Origin of the sequence: Corticicoccus populi (genome assembly GCF_042686195.1) — a bacterium.
GTDB lineage: Bacteria > Bacillota > Bacilli > Staphylococcales > Salinicoccaceae > Corticicoccus > Corticicoccus populi.
In genome coordinates this window covers 153,763-169,987 of sequence record NZ_JBHUOQ010000003.1, presented here as the reverse complement: position 1 = coordinate 169,987, position 16,225 = coordinate 153,763, and the positions used below count along the sequence as shown (strand labels likewise).

Sequence of the window (16,225 nt, the reverse complement as noted above, 5' to 3'; positions counted from 1 at the left end):
AAAACTGCACCTGTCAGAGATGCAGATCATGTAATTAAATTCTATTATATCACGTGATGATTAAAGGCTACAAATGTATATTCCCTGCTTACTTTATTTCGAAAACTGCTTTAAAACAGCCATCAATTCTTCAATCGATTCATCACCGTCACCATTGGCAATCGCATCTTTAACACAATGTTTCATATGACGTTCAGTCACACCATATCCAACATTCTTAAGTGCAGACTGTATTGCACTGATTTGTATTAATATATCCACACAGTAACGTTCTTCTTCAATCATTTTCTCAACACCGCGCACCTGACCCTCAATTCTTTTCAGACGTCTTTTCAGCTTATCTTTTTCTTCATTTGTCCGCGGAGTCACCGGATGGTCATGCAGTGTTTCATTTATTGTCTCAGTCATAGTGCCGTTCCTCCTTTTTATCTCACTCCAATCATACCCCTTATAGGTATAAAAGTCAATGTTAACCACTGATAAAAACGCATGACAACAGCTGTCGTCATGCGTTCTGAATATACTTTTAAGTTACTTCACACTGATTACAATGTCTTCATTTGTAATTTCACCGAGATTTCTCGCGGCAATTTTCACATTTGAAGGTCCTGTAATAATCACAGGTGTAATGGTGCTCTTTGCATGTTCTTTAATATAATCTAAATCAAACTCGAGGAGAACATCACCTTTTTTAAATGTGTCTCCTGTTTTCACATGAAGCGTAAAACCTTCACCCTTCAGGTTTACAGTATCCAGCCCGACATGGATGAGGACTTCGAGGCCGTGTTCATTTAACAGGCCGAGCGCATGTTTTGTCGGGAAGTCTGTCGCAACCTCGCCGTCAAATGGTGCGCGGATTATGCCTTCTGACGGTTCAACAGCGATACCGTCTCCCATCATTTTTTCACTGAATACCTGATCCGGTACATTTTCAAGCTCAACTGCCTTACCGTTCACCGGACTGTATACATCAGACGGGATAATGCCCCCGCTTACTGATTCAGGTGCTTCGGGACTTTCTACTACTGTTGTTTCTTCCGGGGATGTAATCTCACCGTCAATAATACGCTGCATATCATGTCTGATCTGGTCTGATTTCGTGCCGAAAATTGCCTGCATATTATTGCCGACTTTCATAACACCTGAAGCCCCGAGACTCTTTAACGTACCCTCATCAACAACACCGGTATCAAGAACTTCGACTCTGAGACGCGTAATACATGCGTCCAGATGTTTAATATTCTTTTCGCCGCCCATTGCAGCAAGAACATTAAACGGCAGTGCTGCGATGTCCTGGTTACCTTCAGCAACCACTTCATCTTCACGCCCAGGCGTTTTTAAGTTCATTAATTGAATTAAGAAACGGAATATACAGTAATAAATCACTGCGTAAACTGCCCCGACAATTAATACCCACCACCATTCAGTACGGTTCTGCAGAATACCGAATAAGAAGAAATCGATAAACCCGCCGCTGAATGTATAACCGAGATGCACATTAAGCAGATACAGTATTAAGAAACTCAGTCCGTCAAGCACTGCGTGGATAACATATAAAATCGGCGCCACGAACAGGAATGAGAATTCAAGCGGTTCAGTAATCCCTGTCAGAAAACTGGTCAGTGCTGCAGAAATCATAATACCTGCAACATATTTTTTTCGTTCAGGTCTTGCCGTATGATACATCGCAAGTGCCGCTGCCGGCAGACCGAACATCATTACAGGGAACTCACCCTGCATGAAGTATCCCGATGTTAATTCTGCTCCGTCACGAAGCTGCGCAAAGAAGATGTTCAAGTCCCCTCTGACGACTTCACCGGCTGCTGATGTATACGTTCCGAATTCAAACCAGAACGGTGCATGGAAAATATGATGAAGACCGAATGGAATCAAGAGTCTCTTCACCATACCGAAGACGAAGACGCCTAATGCAGTTGCCTCTTCCATTAAGAAGTGGGAGACTGCGTTCAATCCTTCCTGAATCGGCGGCCATATTAAAAACAGAGCCAGACCAATCAGAAACGCAAATGCGGATGTAACAATCGGTACAAACCGCTTTCCTGCAAAGAAGCCCAGGAACTGAGGCAGATTGATATTATAATATCTGTTGTAAGCCCATGCTGCGAGCACCCCGATAATGATACCGCCGAAGACGCCGGTCTGGATTGTAGGCACTCCGAGTACAAGTGCATACGCAGGATCCTCCATTGCCATTTCAGGCGTGACCCCTGCAACCTGGCCGAGTGTCACATTCATAATCATATAACCGACAAAAGCAGCAATCGCTGCGACACCGTCACCTTTTGCAAGACCCACAGCGACACCTAAAGCAAACAGTAAAGCAAGGTTGTCAAATACCACGCCGCCCGCTGCCTGAAGCATATCCGACAGACCGATGACCCAGCCCGTTTCTAAATACGGAATGAATTCAACCATCGCTTCAGTCTGCAGTGCAGCACCAAAACCAAGCATTAAGCCGGCAGCAGGTAAAATCGCAACCGGCAGCATTAATGCTTTACCGATACGCTGCAGTTGACCAAATAACTTTTTAAACATTGTTTTCCTCCTTTTTCGTTTCAGATGATGCATATAAAAAAGGACATAAGTATATAGAGATAGTTTAATAAACTATTCCTATAAACTTATGCCCTCTTATGGTTACACGCTTATTTAGAATAATATTCAAATTGATTAATATGCATGGTTAAGTAAACCACTTCTGATTCATAAACTTTACGCTGCAGTTTATTCTGCATCATCTTCACGATTTTTATAGCAATATTATAACATATCGGATACTGCGCTTTCAATAAGGCATCAAAATGTTCCTGATCCGGCGCTCCTTCACCTTTCATCACCCGCTCCACGCAGAAGCTGATATGTCTGACAAAGCGGTCATATAGAAGAGAGGCCTGGTCCACTTTTGTATTTAAGCCGTTCTCAATAATCAAAATCGACTGATGAACCACCTCTGAAATCATATTCATCTCATGTACGGTCCGGTTATACAGTGCTGAGTGGACGTGAAGCGTGATAAAGCCAACTTCTGCATCCGGCAGCTTAAAACGATATTTCTTATTAATCATTTCAACTACCTCTTCAGCAATTCGGTATTCCTTCGGATACAGTGCCCGGGTTTCATTGATAAAAGGATTTTTAACTTCTATTCCTTCTTCAAGGCGTTTAATGCTGAACAGAAGATGATCAGTCAGTGACAAAAGAATCCGGTCATTAATTTCATGTGCCGTACGTGCATCAATAATTTCTATCGCCTCGAATGCCAGTTGAAACAACGCGTCATCAGCCATTTTTAATAATGTCTGATAACGGTTGGAATCCTGCTGCCCGAGTAATTGATATACTTTGTCAGCTTCATCTTTTTTTATCATGTCACCGGCTTTTTTATTAAAACCGATACCACGGCCGATTAATACAATCTCTTCAAACTCATCATGCGCAACCACCACATTATTATTCAGTGCCTTCTCAACTCTAATCACAAAAATACTCCTTATTCAAAGCTTATTAACACAATTATACAATATCAGGGACCTTCTATGTTCACCGGTTTTTCGATGCCTGTTTCATCATATTCTCCGTACTGCATAAAATCGAGTGCCACATCTATCTGCAGATATTCACTCGGGTTCATACCCGGTGCATGGGAAATATAACTGATATGTTCAAGCTCATCAGTCTCTTTATTGATAATACCGAACACTGAAGACACCAGCTCATCCATATTGGCATTTGTAAATTCTACTTCAAACAAACTGCCGAAACTGTCATATACCGCTTCGCTTTCACCAACATAATAAAGTACATAATAATCTTTAGTTTCACGTACTTCAATGGTATCGGAAAGATCTTTAAGAATCGGTTCCACATTCATGTAAAGGCCGAACATAATTTCTTCTGCACCTGCTTCAGCGGAATAATCCTGCCATGACACACCATCAAATAAAAATGTTTCTCCATCTCCAGTATCACCGAAGCCGTGAGGTGCATAATCTCCGGCAGCTGGATCATACTGATCAACCAGTACTCTGAGGCCGTCACGCTCATCAACTGCACCTCTTAATGCCACCGTATCCGAAAACGCCGGTTCATCGGTGTCCTCAGTGAAGCCGTAAACGCCTAAATATGTCGCAGTATTATACGTTGTAACTGAATCTTGTTCCATCAGCACATCATCGACTGTTAAATCAGTTTCTTCAGCCGAATTAATGACATCAATCAGTTCAGGGTTCGAACTCACCAAAAACGTCACTGAATAGTCTCCGGAGACAATATCTCCATCCGTACTGTTCTTTAAATCATCGACATCCACATCTTCTTCAATCAAGTCGCCGTCCTCGAGACTTTCCTCTGTTCCCGCTGTAACGTTGTCCTCATTGTCCTCACTCTCGGTATTTTCTTCTGTTTCTGCTGTCTCTTCAGTTGTATCTTCTGTTTCTTCCTCTGTACCGCCGTTGTTCTCTTCCGTACTTTCTGTCGTCTCTGTCTCTGACTCCGGAGTCTCTTCATCTGAAGTATCACTGCCGCATGCTGCAAGAAACAGACTGAACAGAAGACCTGCTGCCATCAATTTTTTCATGAATCATCCATCCTTTCAATATTCAGTCTTATGTAAAGTAATAGTTCCCTATACCACTAATCCCATTATAAATAACAAAATTTTTAAAATAATTAAAAAAACAGTGATTCCAAAATTTGAAATCACTGCCTGTTTATCAGCTGTATACTTTTTCTTTAAGTACAAATTTATGTGCCGCACGCGCTGCTCCGCGACCCTCTTTAATCGCCCAGACAACCAGGCTTGCACCGCGTCTTGCATCACCGGCTGCAAATACTTTTCGTCTGTTGGTACGGTAGTCTGTATCATTCGCATGAATACGGTTCTGTTTCACATTTAAATCAAATGCTTTCGGCAGTTCATTTTCAACACCCTCGAAACCGATGGAAAGGAGTACTAAATCCGCTTTAAAATATCTTTCCTGATCTTCCATCGTCATCGCATTGAGTGCTTCCTGTCCGAGCACCTGAGTTCTGAGCCCCTGTAGTTCACCCAGATTATTGACATCATACCCCATTGTCTGAATGCCATACACTCTCGGTTCCACACGGAACTTACTCTGATATTCTTCATGTGCGTAGTCCAGTTTAAATATCTGTTTTGTCATCGGCCAGTCCGGATTCCCATCAATCTCGTCCGGCAGACGGTCATATTTATTAAACTGAAATACACTCTTACATCCTTCACGCAGTGCTGTTGCGACACAGTCTGCACCGGTGTCACCGCCACCGATAACAACCACATGCTTATCCTTCGCTGTAATTGTCACGTCATCAATGTCACCATCCAGATGCAGCATCTGCTCTGTTAAATAGTCCATCGCAAAATGAATATCTTCACTGAATCGGCCTTCAAGCGGCAGGTCACGGTGTTTTCTGGCACCAGTTGCCACAATTACAGCATCAAATTCCTGATCCAGTTCTTCATAACTGATATCACTGCCGACATTCACTCCACATTTAAATTCAATTCCTGCCTCTTTCATTAAGTTGATGCGGCGATCCACAATATGTTTATCCAGTTTCATATTCGGGATACCGTACATCAATAATCCGCCCGGTTTTTTATCACGTTCAAATACCACCACGTTATGTCCCCATGCATTCATCTCATCTGCAGCTGTCAGACCTGCCGGTCCGCTCCCTATCACTGCAATTTTTGTGTCGAGTCGATGCTTTGGTGTACGTGGTTTTACATACCCCTGTTCAAATGCTTCATCAATAATCGTTCTCTCAATCCCCTTGATTGCAACAGCGTCATTATTAATCGCAAGCACACATGATGATTCACATGGTGCAGGACAGACCGTCCCGGTAAAATCCGGGAAGTTATTTGTCTCGGCCAGTCGTTTATATGCTGCTTCAAAATCCCCTTTGTATACTAAATCATTCCATTCCGGAATATAGTTCCCTATCGGACAGCCGACAGTCTCTTTCTCCACACCGATTCCGGTCTGACAAAAGGGTGTGCCGCAGTCCATACATCTTGCACCCTGTTCAGATGCATCTTCATTACAAAAACGCTGCTGGTATGCATCATAATTATCAATTCGCATCTTCGGGTCAAGCTCCCCGAGGTTTTTCCGGCTGTGCTTCATAAAGCCTTTAAATTCACCCATCTGTCCCACCTTCTTCCTTAAAATTAATAGATATTCAATTCCTCAAAATCCGACGCATCGTGATTAAATGCCTGAAGTTCAGCTTCTTCACGTTCCACTGTCTGTTTCAAATGATGCAGTATTCTCTGCTGCATCGTCTTATATTCAGTCGGGATGATTTTTATAATCTCAACATCTTTATGTTCGAGACGGTCTAAAATACGTTCCGCCTTATAACTGTCTGTATGCTTATGATGTTTTTCAATCATCGTCGTCACTTTACGCAGTTCTTTCGGATCTGACACTGTTGATACTTCAATCATTTCATGATTCATGAAACTTTCATTTTCTGAAACAGATTTATCATTGATGATATAGGCAATACCCCCGCTCATACCCGCTGCGAAGTTCTTTCCGATACCGCCGAGTATCAACACTCTGCCGCCTGTCATATATTCAAGACCGTGGTCACCGATTCCTTCAACGACAACTTCAGCACCGCTGTTTCTGACACCGAATCGTTCACCGGCCATTCCGTTAATATATACTTCACCTTTGATTGCACCGTACAGACATACGTTACCGACCGCAATTTCATGGCTTCTTGCAACATTCGGCGCCTTGACAATAATCTGACCGCCGCTCATCCCTTTACCGAGATAGTCATTCAAGTCACCCGTGTGCTTCAGTGTCAGCCCTTTTGGAATAAAGGCACCGTAGCTCTGACCCGCGTGTCCGAATGTGTTCACTTTATAATAATGGTGCGGCAGACTGTCCATTCCGTGCAGCTTTGTAATCAGACTGCCGAGCATGACACCGACATTACGGTGTCTGTTTCTGACATTATATGCCTCTTCGTGCTGAACGCCTTTTTCAACATCTGCATGAAAATCTTTTAAAACCGCCTGATCATCAAGAGACCATTCAAAAGGATGTTTCTGAGACTCAGTTTTGAACCTGTTACCTTTAACACTCTTGATAATCGGTGATAAATCAAGCTCTTCAGCATGATGCTCACGGATCTTTTCATGGTCAACTTCCAGGTACTCTACGGCACCGACCAGTTCATCCATTGATTTCAGACCGAGCTCAGCCAGAATCTCTCTCACTTCTTCAGCAATAAAATACATAAAGTTAACAACGTGATCCGCCTTACCCGTATACAATTTGCGCAGTTCGCCGTTCTGCGTCGCAACACCGACAGGGCATGTATCTTTATGGCAGACACGCATCATAATACAGCCGAGTACCACAAGTGGTGCCGTTGCGAACGCGAACTCTTCAGCACCAAGTGCACATGCGACCGCTACATCACGGCCCGTCATTAATTTACCGTCTGTTTCCAGAGTCACCCTGCTTCTCAGACCGTTCAGCATCAGTGTCTGATGTGCTTCCGAAAGACCGAGTTCCCACGGCAGTCCTGCATGCTGGATACTTGTAATCGGTGACGCGCCTGTTCCGCCGTCATAACCGCTGATTACAATTTTATCTGCATATGCTTTCGCAACACCTGCAGCAATGGTTCCAACACCGTCTTTTGATACGAGTTTCACTGCAATATCCGCTTCACGGTTTGCATTTTTCAAATCGTGAATCAACTGTGCCAGATCTTCGATTGAGTAAATATCATGGTGCGGCGGCGGCGATATCAAGCCGACGCCTGGTGTGGAATTTCTGATTTCGGCAACCCACGGATACACTTTCTGTCCGGGCAGCTGTCCGCCTTCTCCCGGTTTTGCACCCTGTGCCACTTTAATCTGGATTTCCTTCGCACTGTTTAAGTACTCGGAATTTACACCGAAGCGGCCGGATGCCACCTGTTTAATTGCACTGGAGAGCATTTTTCCGTCACTCTGTGTTTCGTAGCGTCTTGGATTTTCACCGCCTTCACCACTGTTGCTTCTGCCGCCGATGCGGTTCATCGCCTCTGCGAGCGTTTCATGTGCTTCTGCTGAAATGGAACCGAAACTCATTGCACCGGTTTTAAAACGTTTCACGATACTCTCAACCGATTCTACTCTGTCGATGGAAACATTTCTTTTGGATTTAAATTTCAGCAGATGGCGGATACTGGAATCATGAGATGCTTTCATATGATCACTGTATTCTTTATATGCATCCTTATCATTTGTCCGGCAGGCAAATTGAAGCAGCCTGATAGAGTTCGGGTTAATTACATGGTAATCCCCCTGCTGTCTCCACTGGAATTTACTTCCCGACTCCAGGTATTCACTTTCAACGTCCTGAAGTTCTTTATTATCACGGTCAATATCACGGATGGATTTACCCCCGATTTTTGAAGGTGCGCCGCCGAAATAATGGTTCATCACATTTTTACTTAAACCGACTGCTTCAAACACCTGTGCACCATGGTAACTCTGCACTGTTGAGATTCCCATTTTCGCCATCACTTTAATCAGACCTTCAGTCAGTCCCGTATTATAATCTTCGACTGTTGCAGGGTCTTTGTGAAGATTATAAAGTGTTTCCTGAGCCAGATGCGGTATCACTGCATTGGCACCGAAGCCAATCAGCGCTGCCACATGGTGAACTTCACGTACTTCACATGATTTCGTCACAAGACTTGTTTTCGTTCTTACATTTTCTTTTATCAGCGCCTGATGTACACAGCTCACTGCAAGAAGTGACGGTATAGCATACCTGTCCTCTTCAAGTACACGTTCGTCAGTTAAAACAAGCACACCGTTTTCGATTTCATCGAGTGCATTTTTACTGAGCGCCTGAAGCGCATCTTCCAGTTCACCGTCGTAAGTGGTATCGAGATACTTCACGCCAAGAGACTGTACATGCTCCTCTTTCAATAGATTGTCAACAATCACTGGGCGTTCAATTTTCACACGGTTAACGTTTTCTGAACCCGGAGACAACAAACGTCCTTCCCCGCCAAGATACTGGGTTTCACTGGTCACAATTTTCTCGCGGTATGAATCAAGCGGCGGGTTTGTAACCTGCGCAAAATGCTGTTTGAAATAGTCAAACAGTAATTTCGGGCGTTCAGACAGAAAAGCAAGCTGCTGATCAAAGCCCATAGCACCGACAGGATCTTTTTTATCTTTAGTTAATGGTTCCATATATTTTTCAATATCTTCTTTTGTGTAGCCGAACTTGACCAGGACACGGTGAAGCAGATCCGCATCATTAATCACCGGCGAATAGTCAGGCACCTCAATTTCATCACCTTTTGCCTGCAGCCATTCGCTGTATGAATACTCATTCGCAATACGGTCTTTCAGTTCATCATTTTCAATGATTTTCGACTGGTCGAAATCAACAAGGAGCAGTTTCCCCGGACTCAGCTGGCCCTTATAAACGATATCCTCTTCACCCACATCAACGACACCGATTTCCGAGGAAAATATAATTTCATTTTCTTTCGTTACATAATAACGTCCCGGTCTTAAACCGTTTCTGTCCGTAAGTGCTCCAAGTTTATGGTTGTCACAGAAGCTGATCATTGTCGGACCGTCCCACGGCTCCATCAAATAACTGTAGTACTCATAAAAATCTCTGACTGCCTGATTATCGTAGCTTTGGTACTTCCACGGTTCAGGAATTAAAATCATCGCTGCCTGTTCCGGCGACATAGACAGACTCAAAAATTCAAGAACATTATCAACAATCGCAGAGTCACTGCCTGTCTCGTCTACAATTGCTTCAATTTCACGCCCGCGCTCTCCGAAAGTATCGAGAAGCAGATTTTTTGTACGGGCTTTCATCCAGTTCACATTGCCTTTAATCGTGTTAATCTCACCGTTATGCATCAACAGACGATTTGGGTGTGCACGCGCCCAGCTCGGGAATGTGTTTGTTGAGAACCTTGAGTGTACAGAGCCGAATTTTGAAACATACCGTTCGTCACTCAAATCCACATAGAACTCTTTAATCTGGGATGCACGGAGCCATCCTTTATATACAATCGTTTCATTCGAAAATGAAGTGACATAGTGCTCGATATCCTCCGCATTTAATGACTGTTCGATTTTCTTTCTGATGTAATAAAGATCAAACGGATCATGAGCATCTGTAAACACCTGCACAAACTGTGGTACTGTATCTTCTACATGTGATGCCAGAGCATCATTATTCGTCGGTGGAATACGGAAGCCGATTAATTGGTATCCTGCATCCGTAATTTCTTTTTCTGCTGTCTTCTTAAAAGCATCCAGCGGTGCATGCTGATCAATAAAGTACATTCCCACCGAATACTCTCCAAAATCAGGAAGGCTTGAATCATATGCTTCCTTAAATAAGTTGTGGGGGATTTCAGTCATAATCCCGGCACCGTCTCCAGTGATACCATCCGCCCCGACGCCGCCGCGGTGATCCAGACGCTCAAGCATCTCAAGAGATTTAGTAACAATATTATGAGAGCGCACATTATCCATGTTTGCATAGAAGCCGATTCCACATGCATCGTGCTCATTTTTATAATCATAAAGTCCATACTGTTTAATTGGTTGAAATACACTCATTGATTCAACACCCCAATCATCGATTCTAAAAGTTTTTTAATAATTCTATCATATTAAAATAGTAATCATGCAATCAATATATCAATGTGATAATATTAATCTAATAATTAGATTAATAGGAAAAGAGGCTGACATACATGGAGTTTAAGCAGTTAAATTATTTTGTAGAAATTGCAAATCAGGAACATATGACAGAAGCTGCACTGACATTAAACATTGCACAGTCTGCCTTATCGAGGCAGATCAGCATGCTGGAGGATGAACTCGGCGTTAAACTTTTTAAACGTCAGGGCAGAAATATAAAGTTAACTGAAGACGGTCATTTATTTTTAAAGGAAGCGGTCGAAATATTGGAAGCAGTAGAAAGATCAAAAATGGTTTTAAGCGATGAGGCAGATAAAGATAAACGTACATTAAATATCAGTTTGACACCAACTGACATGACAGGAAAAGTGATGCAGTCATTAACCCATGTCGTAAATACCGAAGACATCGAATCCTTTTCAATATTTGATATTCCAGATGTCAATCTCACATCAGCTGTCTATGAAGGTGTGATAGATATTGCACTGTCCCCTGTTAAAATGCCCGGGTCCGAGATGAGAAGTATGCTGTTATTTGAGCAGAATTACCGGTATGTATTCCGTGAGAATTCAGCTGTCAACCTGCCGAAAAATGCCAGAATGAGCGAGATAGTTGAATACCCGCTTGCGTCATTCAATCCTATATTAAATATGAAGAATAAATTCCAAAATGCTGAAATCAATAATTTTAACGACCTGACAATTATCCAGCATTTACTGATGTCCCACGGCTACGTGGCCATTGTCACATCCGACCAGGCAAAACTGTTAAAACATTACTATCCAGCCCTGATTGATTATTCTTTAGATCATTTAAATATTACTCAGCCGCTCTACTTATCAATGAAGGCGGATAGTAAAAAGACATTCACACGCCGGTGGTTCAATCAGCTCCGCCAGTCATTCCAGCTTGATATCGACAACACGTTTCCACTTCGTTATTAAAGCGGTCGTGACGTCACGACCGCTTTAAATGATGTTATTTAATTTCGCTGATAATTGCAGAAACGACTTCTTCTGTCGACGATGTTCCGCCGATATCCGGTGTCATGATTCCTTTTTTAAACACTTGTTCAACCGCATTTAATAAAACGTCTCCCAGCTCTTCTAATCCATGATGATCAAGCAGCATTTTAGCTGTCCAGATCTGCCCCACCGGATTGGCAGTTCCTTTACCTGTTATATCCGGTGCGGATCCATGGACCGGCTCAAACATGGACGGATGTTTTCCGTTCATGTTTAAGTTGGCACTCGGCGCAATTCCGATGCTGCCCATAATTGCAGCACCGATATCTGTCAGGATATCCCCGAATAAATTACTCGCAACAATCACGTCATAACGCTCAGGGTGTGTCACAAATGATGCAGCAAGTGCATCGATATGCTGAGAGGATGCCAAAGTCTCCGGATATTTTTTTGAAACATCATTAAACACTTCGTCCCAGAACGGCATTGCATGAAAAATACCATTTGATTTTGTGGCACTGGTCACACTGCCCCGTCTCGTTTTTGCAAGTTCAAATGCATAATTTACTGCCTGGGAGGTCGCACGCCGTGAAAAAATACTGTTTTGTATCGCTATTTCATTCTCTTCCTGAAAAATCCGTCCGCCGACTTCACTGTACTCGCCCTCGCTGTTTTCCCGTACCACAATCAAATCAAAATCTTTCGGGTTTGAAAGCGGGGATTTCACACCTTCAAATACACGTGCAGGACGTACATTGAGTTCCTGCTGAAACTCACGCCGTATTTTAATCAGAAGCCCCCACAGCGAAATATGATCCGGCACCTTCCCTGCATCACCGACAGCTCCGAGAAAAACACTGTCCGACTGTCCCAGCCTGTCAATTCCATCCTCAGCCATCATATTACCGTGCTTCAAATAATAATCACAGCCGTAGTCGAAATGGTTATACTCAAACTTCACACCGCCGTGAAGTGCTGCAAGATGGTCCAGCACTTTTAAAGAGAGTGGTACTACCTCCTGCCCTATACCGTCACCGGGAATTACTGCCAAGCTTATTTTCTTCATTATAAATAAACCTCTCATTCTCAATTAATATTGCCTTCCCAGTTATTATAGCAAAGTTTAATCAAATAATTCTGAAAATAACTTGCATTTTTTATTTGAAATTGATAAAATAAATACAATTTTCACTCTACATTAATTCATTATCACTACATATTATAAGGAGGTCCATTTATGGGACAAACAATTCAAATCGAGAAAGCAAACAGTTTAAAAGAAAAGCCGGATGTGTCCAACATTAAATTCGGAACTGTCTTTACAGACTACATGTTTTCTTCTCACTACACTCCCGAGCACGGCTGGGAGACACCAACCATTACACCATACAAAAATTTGGAACTTTCCCCCGCCCTGCAGAGTATCCATTATGGACAATCAGTCTTCGAAGGATTAAAAGCGTACAAAAGCGGAGATGATATCCTTTTATTCCGTCCGGAAGAAAACTTTAAAAGACTTAATCGTTCATTAGAGCGGCTTTCAATGCCTAAAATCAATGAAGAAGATGCCATTAAAGCACTTAAAGAACTGCTGCAGCTTGAAAAAGACTGGGTGCCTGACGGCCCGGGACAGTCACTTTATATCCGGCCGTTTGTTTTCGCAGATGAGCCTTTTCTCGGTGTCCGGCCGTCAAGAACATACCGCTTCCTCATCATCTTAAGCCCTGTTGCAGGCTACAGCGGTGCAGCTCTTGACCCGACAAGTATCTATGTTGAAGATGAATATGTCCGTGCAGTACGCGGCGGCATCGGCAACGCAAAAGCTGCCGGAAATTATGCAGCAAGTCTTCTTGCACAGCAAAAAGCAAATAACCTCGGTTATGAGCAGGTTCTCTGGCTGGATGGTGTCCACCAGGAATATATTGAAGAAGTCGGCAGTATGAATATCTTTTTCGTACGAAACGGTGAAATTGTGACGCCTGAGTTAAACGGTTCAATCCTGGAGGGTATTACACGTAAATCCATTATTGAACTTGCGGAATATAAAGGATATACCGTTAAAGAAGAACGCGTTCATATCGATGACTTCCTGAAAGGTGTTCAGGACGGCAGCATTTCTGAAGTTTTCGGTGCAGGAACAGCAGCAGTAATCTCGCCGATCGGCCGTATGAACATTCACGATACCGACTACATTATCAATGATAATCAACCCGGTGATGTTGCAAAAGATTTATATGATCACTATACAGAAATCCAGTACGGCCGTCTTGAAGATCCGTTCGGCTGGGTTCAGAAAGCTTAATTAAACATATAAATCCCCGTGTCATTATTATAGTGACACGGGGATTTTTCATATGCTTAAAATCAGCTTTGTCTGCCGTATAAGAACTGCTCAGGATGATCCGGGTTCTTCATTAAAATACCACTGCAATGAACTCCAGCACACAATCTCCTGTATTCTCAATACCATGTGACTGACCTTTTTCGATTACACAGCAGTCACCCGGAGTGACTGTTTTTTCAGATTCATCCGCATCAGTAAACAGACCGCTGCCTGAAATGATATGGTATATTTCAGAATCATCTGTGTGCTGATGATATCCGATGGAGGCCCCTGCTTCAAGCGTGACATTCGCAAACATCTTCATCCGTTCAATTTTATTTTCTGTAATATGCTTATAAATTTTTGTTCTGCCCGTACCGCCGTACAGATTTTCAATTTCAATAATCTCTTCATTATTAAATATCATATGTTTTATTCTCCAATCAAGTTAGGCAGGAATGTAGAAATGCCCGGCAGGAATATAATCAAAATCACCATAAATGCAACAATAGCGAGAATATGAAGGATGTAAGGCAGTGTTTCTTCTATCCCCATTCTCCTGTCAGTAATACTGCATCCCGCAATTAATGATAAACCGACAGGCGGTGTGATGTTTGCAAGCGCAAAGTTCATAATCAGAACCATACCGAAGTGAATTGGATCGATGCCAAACTCCATTGCAATCGGCATAAATATCGGACTTAATAATACAATAAGTGATGTGACTTCAGTCAGTGTACCAAGGATAAGAAGAATCAGTGACACAATCAAAAGAAACATCAGCGGTGAGTCAGCAAAATTCAAAAAGAACTCTGAAACTGCTGCCGGGATTTTATTCACAGTCAGTACATATGTAAATGCACTCGCAGCTGAAATAATTATTAATATTGTCGCTGATGTCACAGCAGAAGACAACATAATTTCCTTAAACTTCCTCATTGTCAGTTCCCTGTAGTACAGTGACAGCAGAAAACCGTATAACACGGCAATGACTGCCGCTTCTGTCGCTGTAGCGAAACCTGAAAAGATACTTCCGAGAATAAACACAGGCGCAAGAATCGGCAGTACTGCCTGACGGGTTACTTTCCAAAACTCATATTCCGGACCGTTCTGCAGCTTAATGTCGCCGTACCCCTCTTTTTTAGCCATCAGCGAAACGTATACACATAAAATCCCCGCCAGGATAATACCGGGAATAATACCTGCAAGAAATAAATTGCCGATAGAAATGTTCGCTGTGATCCCGAGCACAACCATCGTAATACTCGGCGGAATAATCAGACCGAGCACACCGGCAGGGCCGATAACACTTGCGATAAAAGAATTACTGTATTTTTCTTCCTGAAGTCTCGGCACAAGTACGGACCCCACAGCATATGTCGTCGCAACAGTTGATCCTGATACTGCACCGAATAATGCAGTTGTGACTACTGTTGTTACTGCCGTTCCGCCTGTTAACCTGCCGACAATCATGTTCGCAAATGCCATCAAACGTCTCGTGAGACCGCCTTTTCCCATGATATTTCCTGCCAGTATAAATAAAGGAATTGCTAAATACGAGAAATTGTTTACCCCTGCAAACATTCTCTGTACAATAATTTCAAGCGGCACACCACCGAGGAGAAGCATCGCTGCAACAACCAGTCCGATAACAAATGCAATCGGCATACCGAGGAACAGAAGCGTAAAAAATAAAAGCAGTATTAATATAATTGTCATAATCCCGCCTCCTCTTCTTCAGTTGTTGATTCTGTCAGTGATGTCAATATGAAGTACAGCGCAAACACACTGCTGACCGGAACAGCAAGATAAAATATCCCCATAGGCAGCTGTAGTGTGGATGATGTATAATTCATCGATTCTATAGAAAACTTAAACCCGTACACGGCAAGCACCAAAAAAAATATAACAATCAGACTGTTAACCAAAGTATGTATTCGTTTTTGGTTTTTATGTCCGGCCCGCTTCACAAAGAAGTTCACCGCGAGATGCATCTTATCATGAAAAGCAAGACTCGTTCCTAGAAATGTCAGCCAGACAATCAGCAGCCTGGAAAGCTCATCAGTACCGGTCAGGGAAATATTAAAAAATCGTGTGACCACCTGTGCCAGAACAATTACTGTCAGTAAAGCCATGCTTATAATACACAAATACGAAAGTAATTTAACAATATATTTTCTCATTTCT

General features: G+C 42.8%; 12 protein-coding genes. 2 read left to right on the top strand and 10 right to left on the bottom strand.

All coding sequences use genetic code 11. The annotated features are described in order from the left end of the window. Positions 1-93: 93 nt before the first annotated feature. From ACFSX4_RS09090 to gltB, 6 genes are all read right to left on the bottom strand, one after another. Positions 94-396 carry a metal-sensing transcriptional repressor gene (locus tag ACFSX4_RS09090; protein WP_377774009.1) on the bottom strand — a complete coding sequence of 101 codons (303 nt, stop codon included), beginning with the start codon at positions 394-396 and terminating at the stop codon, positions 94-96. Between the two features lie 135 nt (positions 397-531). Continuing rightward, on the bottom strand, positions 532-2,556 hold the full coding sequence (gene ptsG / locus ACFSX4_RS09085; protein WP_377773818.1) for a glucose-specific PTS transporter subunit IIBC: 2,025 nt from the start codon (positions 2,554-2,556) through the stop codon (positions 532-534). 110 nt (positions 2,557-2,666) lie between these two features. Continuing rightward, positions 2,667-3,500, bottom strand: coding sequence for a glucose PTS transporter transcription antiterminator GlcT (gene glcT, locus ACFSX4_RS09080; protein ID WP_377773816.1), 834 nt, complete (start codon positions 3,498-3,500; stop codon positions 2,667-2,669). 44 nt (positions 3,501-3,544) lie between these two features. After that, positions 3,545-4,597 (bottom strand): hypothetical protein, encoded by a 1,053-nt coding sequence (locus ACFSX4_RS09075; RefSeq protein ID WP_377773814.1) that lies wholly within the window; start codon positions 4,595-4,597, stop codon positions 3,545-3,547. Positions 4,598-4,733: 136 nt separating this feature from the next. Continuing rightward, positions 4,734-6,194, bottom strand: a complete 1,461-nt coding sequence (locus ACFSX4_RS09070) for a glutamate synthase subunit beta (protein WP_377773812.1) — start codon at positions 6,192-6,194, stop codon at positions 4,734-4,736. Positions 6,195-6,217: 23 nt separating this feature from the next. Beyond that, positions 6,218-10,666, bottom strand: coding sequence for a glutamate synthase large subunit (gltB, locus tag ACFSX4_RS09065; protein WP_377773810.1), 4,449 nt, complete (start codon positions 10,664-10,666; stop codon positions 6,218-6,220). A 137-nt stretch (positions 10,667-10,803) separates the two neighbouring features. Here gltB and ACFSX4_RS09060 point away from each other — a divergent pair, with 137 nt between their 5' ends. After that, complete coding sequence (locus tag ACFSX4_RS09060) at positions 10,804-11,694, top strand: LysR family transcriptional regulator (protein WP_377773808.1); 891 nt, start codon at positions 10,804-10,806, stop codon at positions 11,692-11,694. A 34-nt stretch (positions 11,695-11,728) separates the two neighbouring features. Here ACFSX4_RS09060 and ACFSX4_RS09055 read toward each other — a convergent pair whose 3' ends face one another. Then, positions 11,729-12,781, bottom strand: coding sequence for a tartrate dehydrogenase (locus ACFSX4_RS09055; protein WP_377773806.1), 1,053 nt, complete (start codon positions 12,779-12,781; stop codon positions 11,729-11,731). Between the two features lie 171 nt (positions 12,782-12,952). Here ACFSX4_RS09055 and ACFSX4_RS09050 point away from each other — a divergent pair, with 171 nt between their 5' ends. Further along, on the top strand, positions 12,953-14,017 hold the full coding sequence (locus tag ACFSX4_RS09050) for a branched-chain amino acid aminotransferase (protein WP_377773804.1): 1,065 nt from the start codon (positions 12,953-12,955) through the stop codon (positions 14,015-14,017). Between the two features lie 112 nt (positions 14,018-14,129). Here ACFSX4_RS09050 and ACFSX4_RS09045 read toward each other — a convergent pair whose 3' ends face one another. The 3 genes from ACFSX4_RS09045 to ACFSX4_RS09035 are packed head-to-tail and all read right to left on the bottom strand — an operon-like array spanning position 14,130 to position 16,221. After that, positions 14,130-14,465 (bottom strand): cupin domain-containing protein, encoded by a 336-nt coding sequence (locus ACFSX4_RS09045; RefSeq protein WP_377773802.1) that lies wholly within the window; start codon positions 14,463-14,465, stop codon positions 14,130-14,132. A gap of 5 nt (positions 14,466-14,470) precedes the next feature. Further along, entirely contained in the window at positions 14,471-15,757 is a 1,287-nt protein-coding gene (locus ACFSX4_RS09040; protein ID WP_377773800.1) for a TRAP transporter large permease, read from the bottom strand. Beyond that, positions 15,754-16,221 (bottom strand): TRAP transporter small permease, encoded by a 468-nt coding sequence (locus ACFSX4_RS09035; RefSeq protein WP_377773798.1) that lies wholly within the window; start codon positions 16,219-16,221, stop codon positions 15,754-15,756. The genes ACFSX4_RS09040 and ACFSX4_RS09035 overlap by 4 nt, the downstream gene beginning before the upstream one ends. Positions 16,222-16,225: the final 4 nt, after the last annotated feature.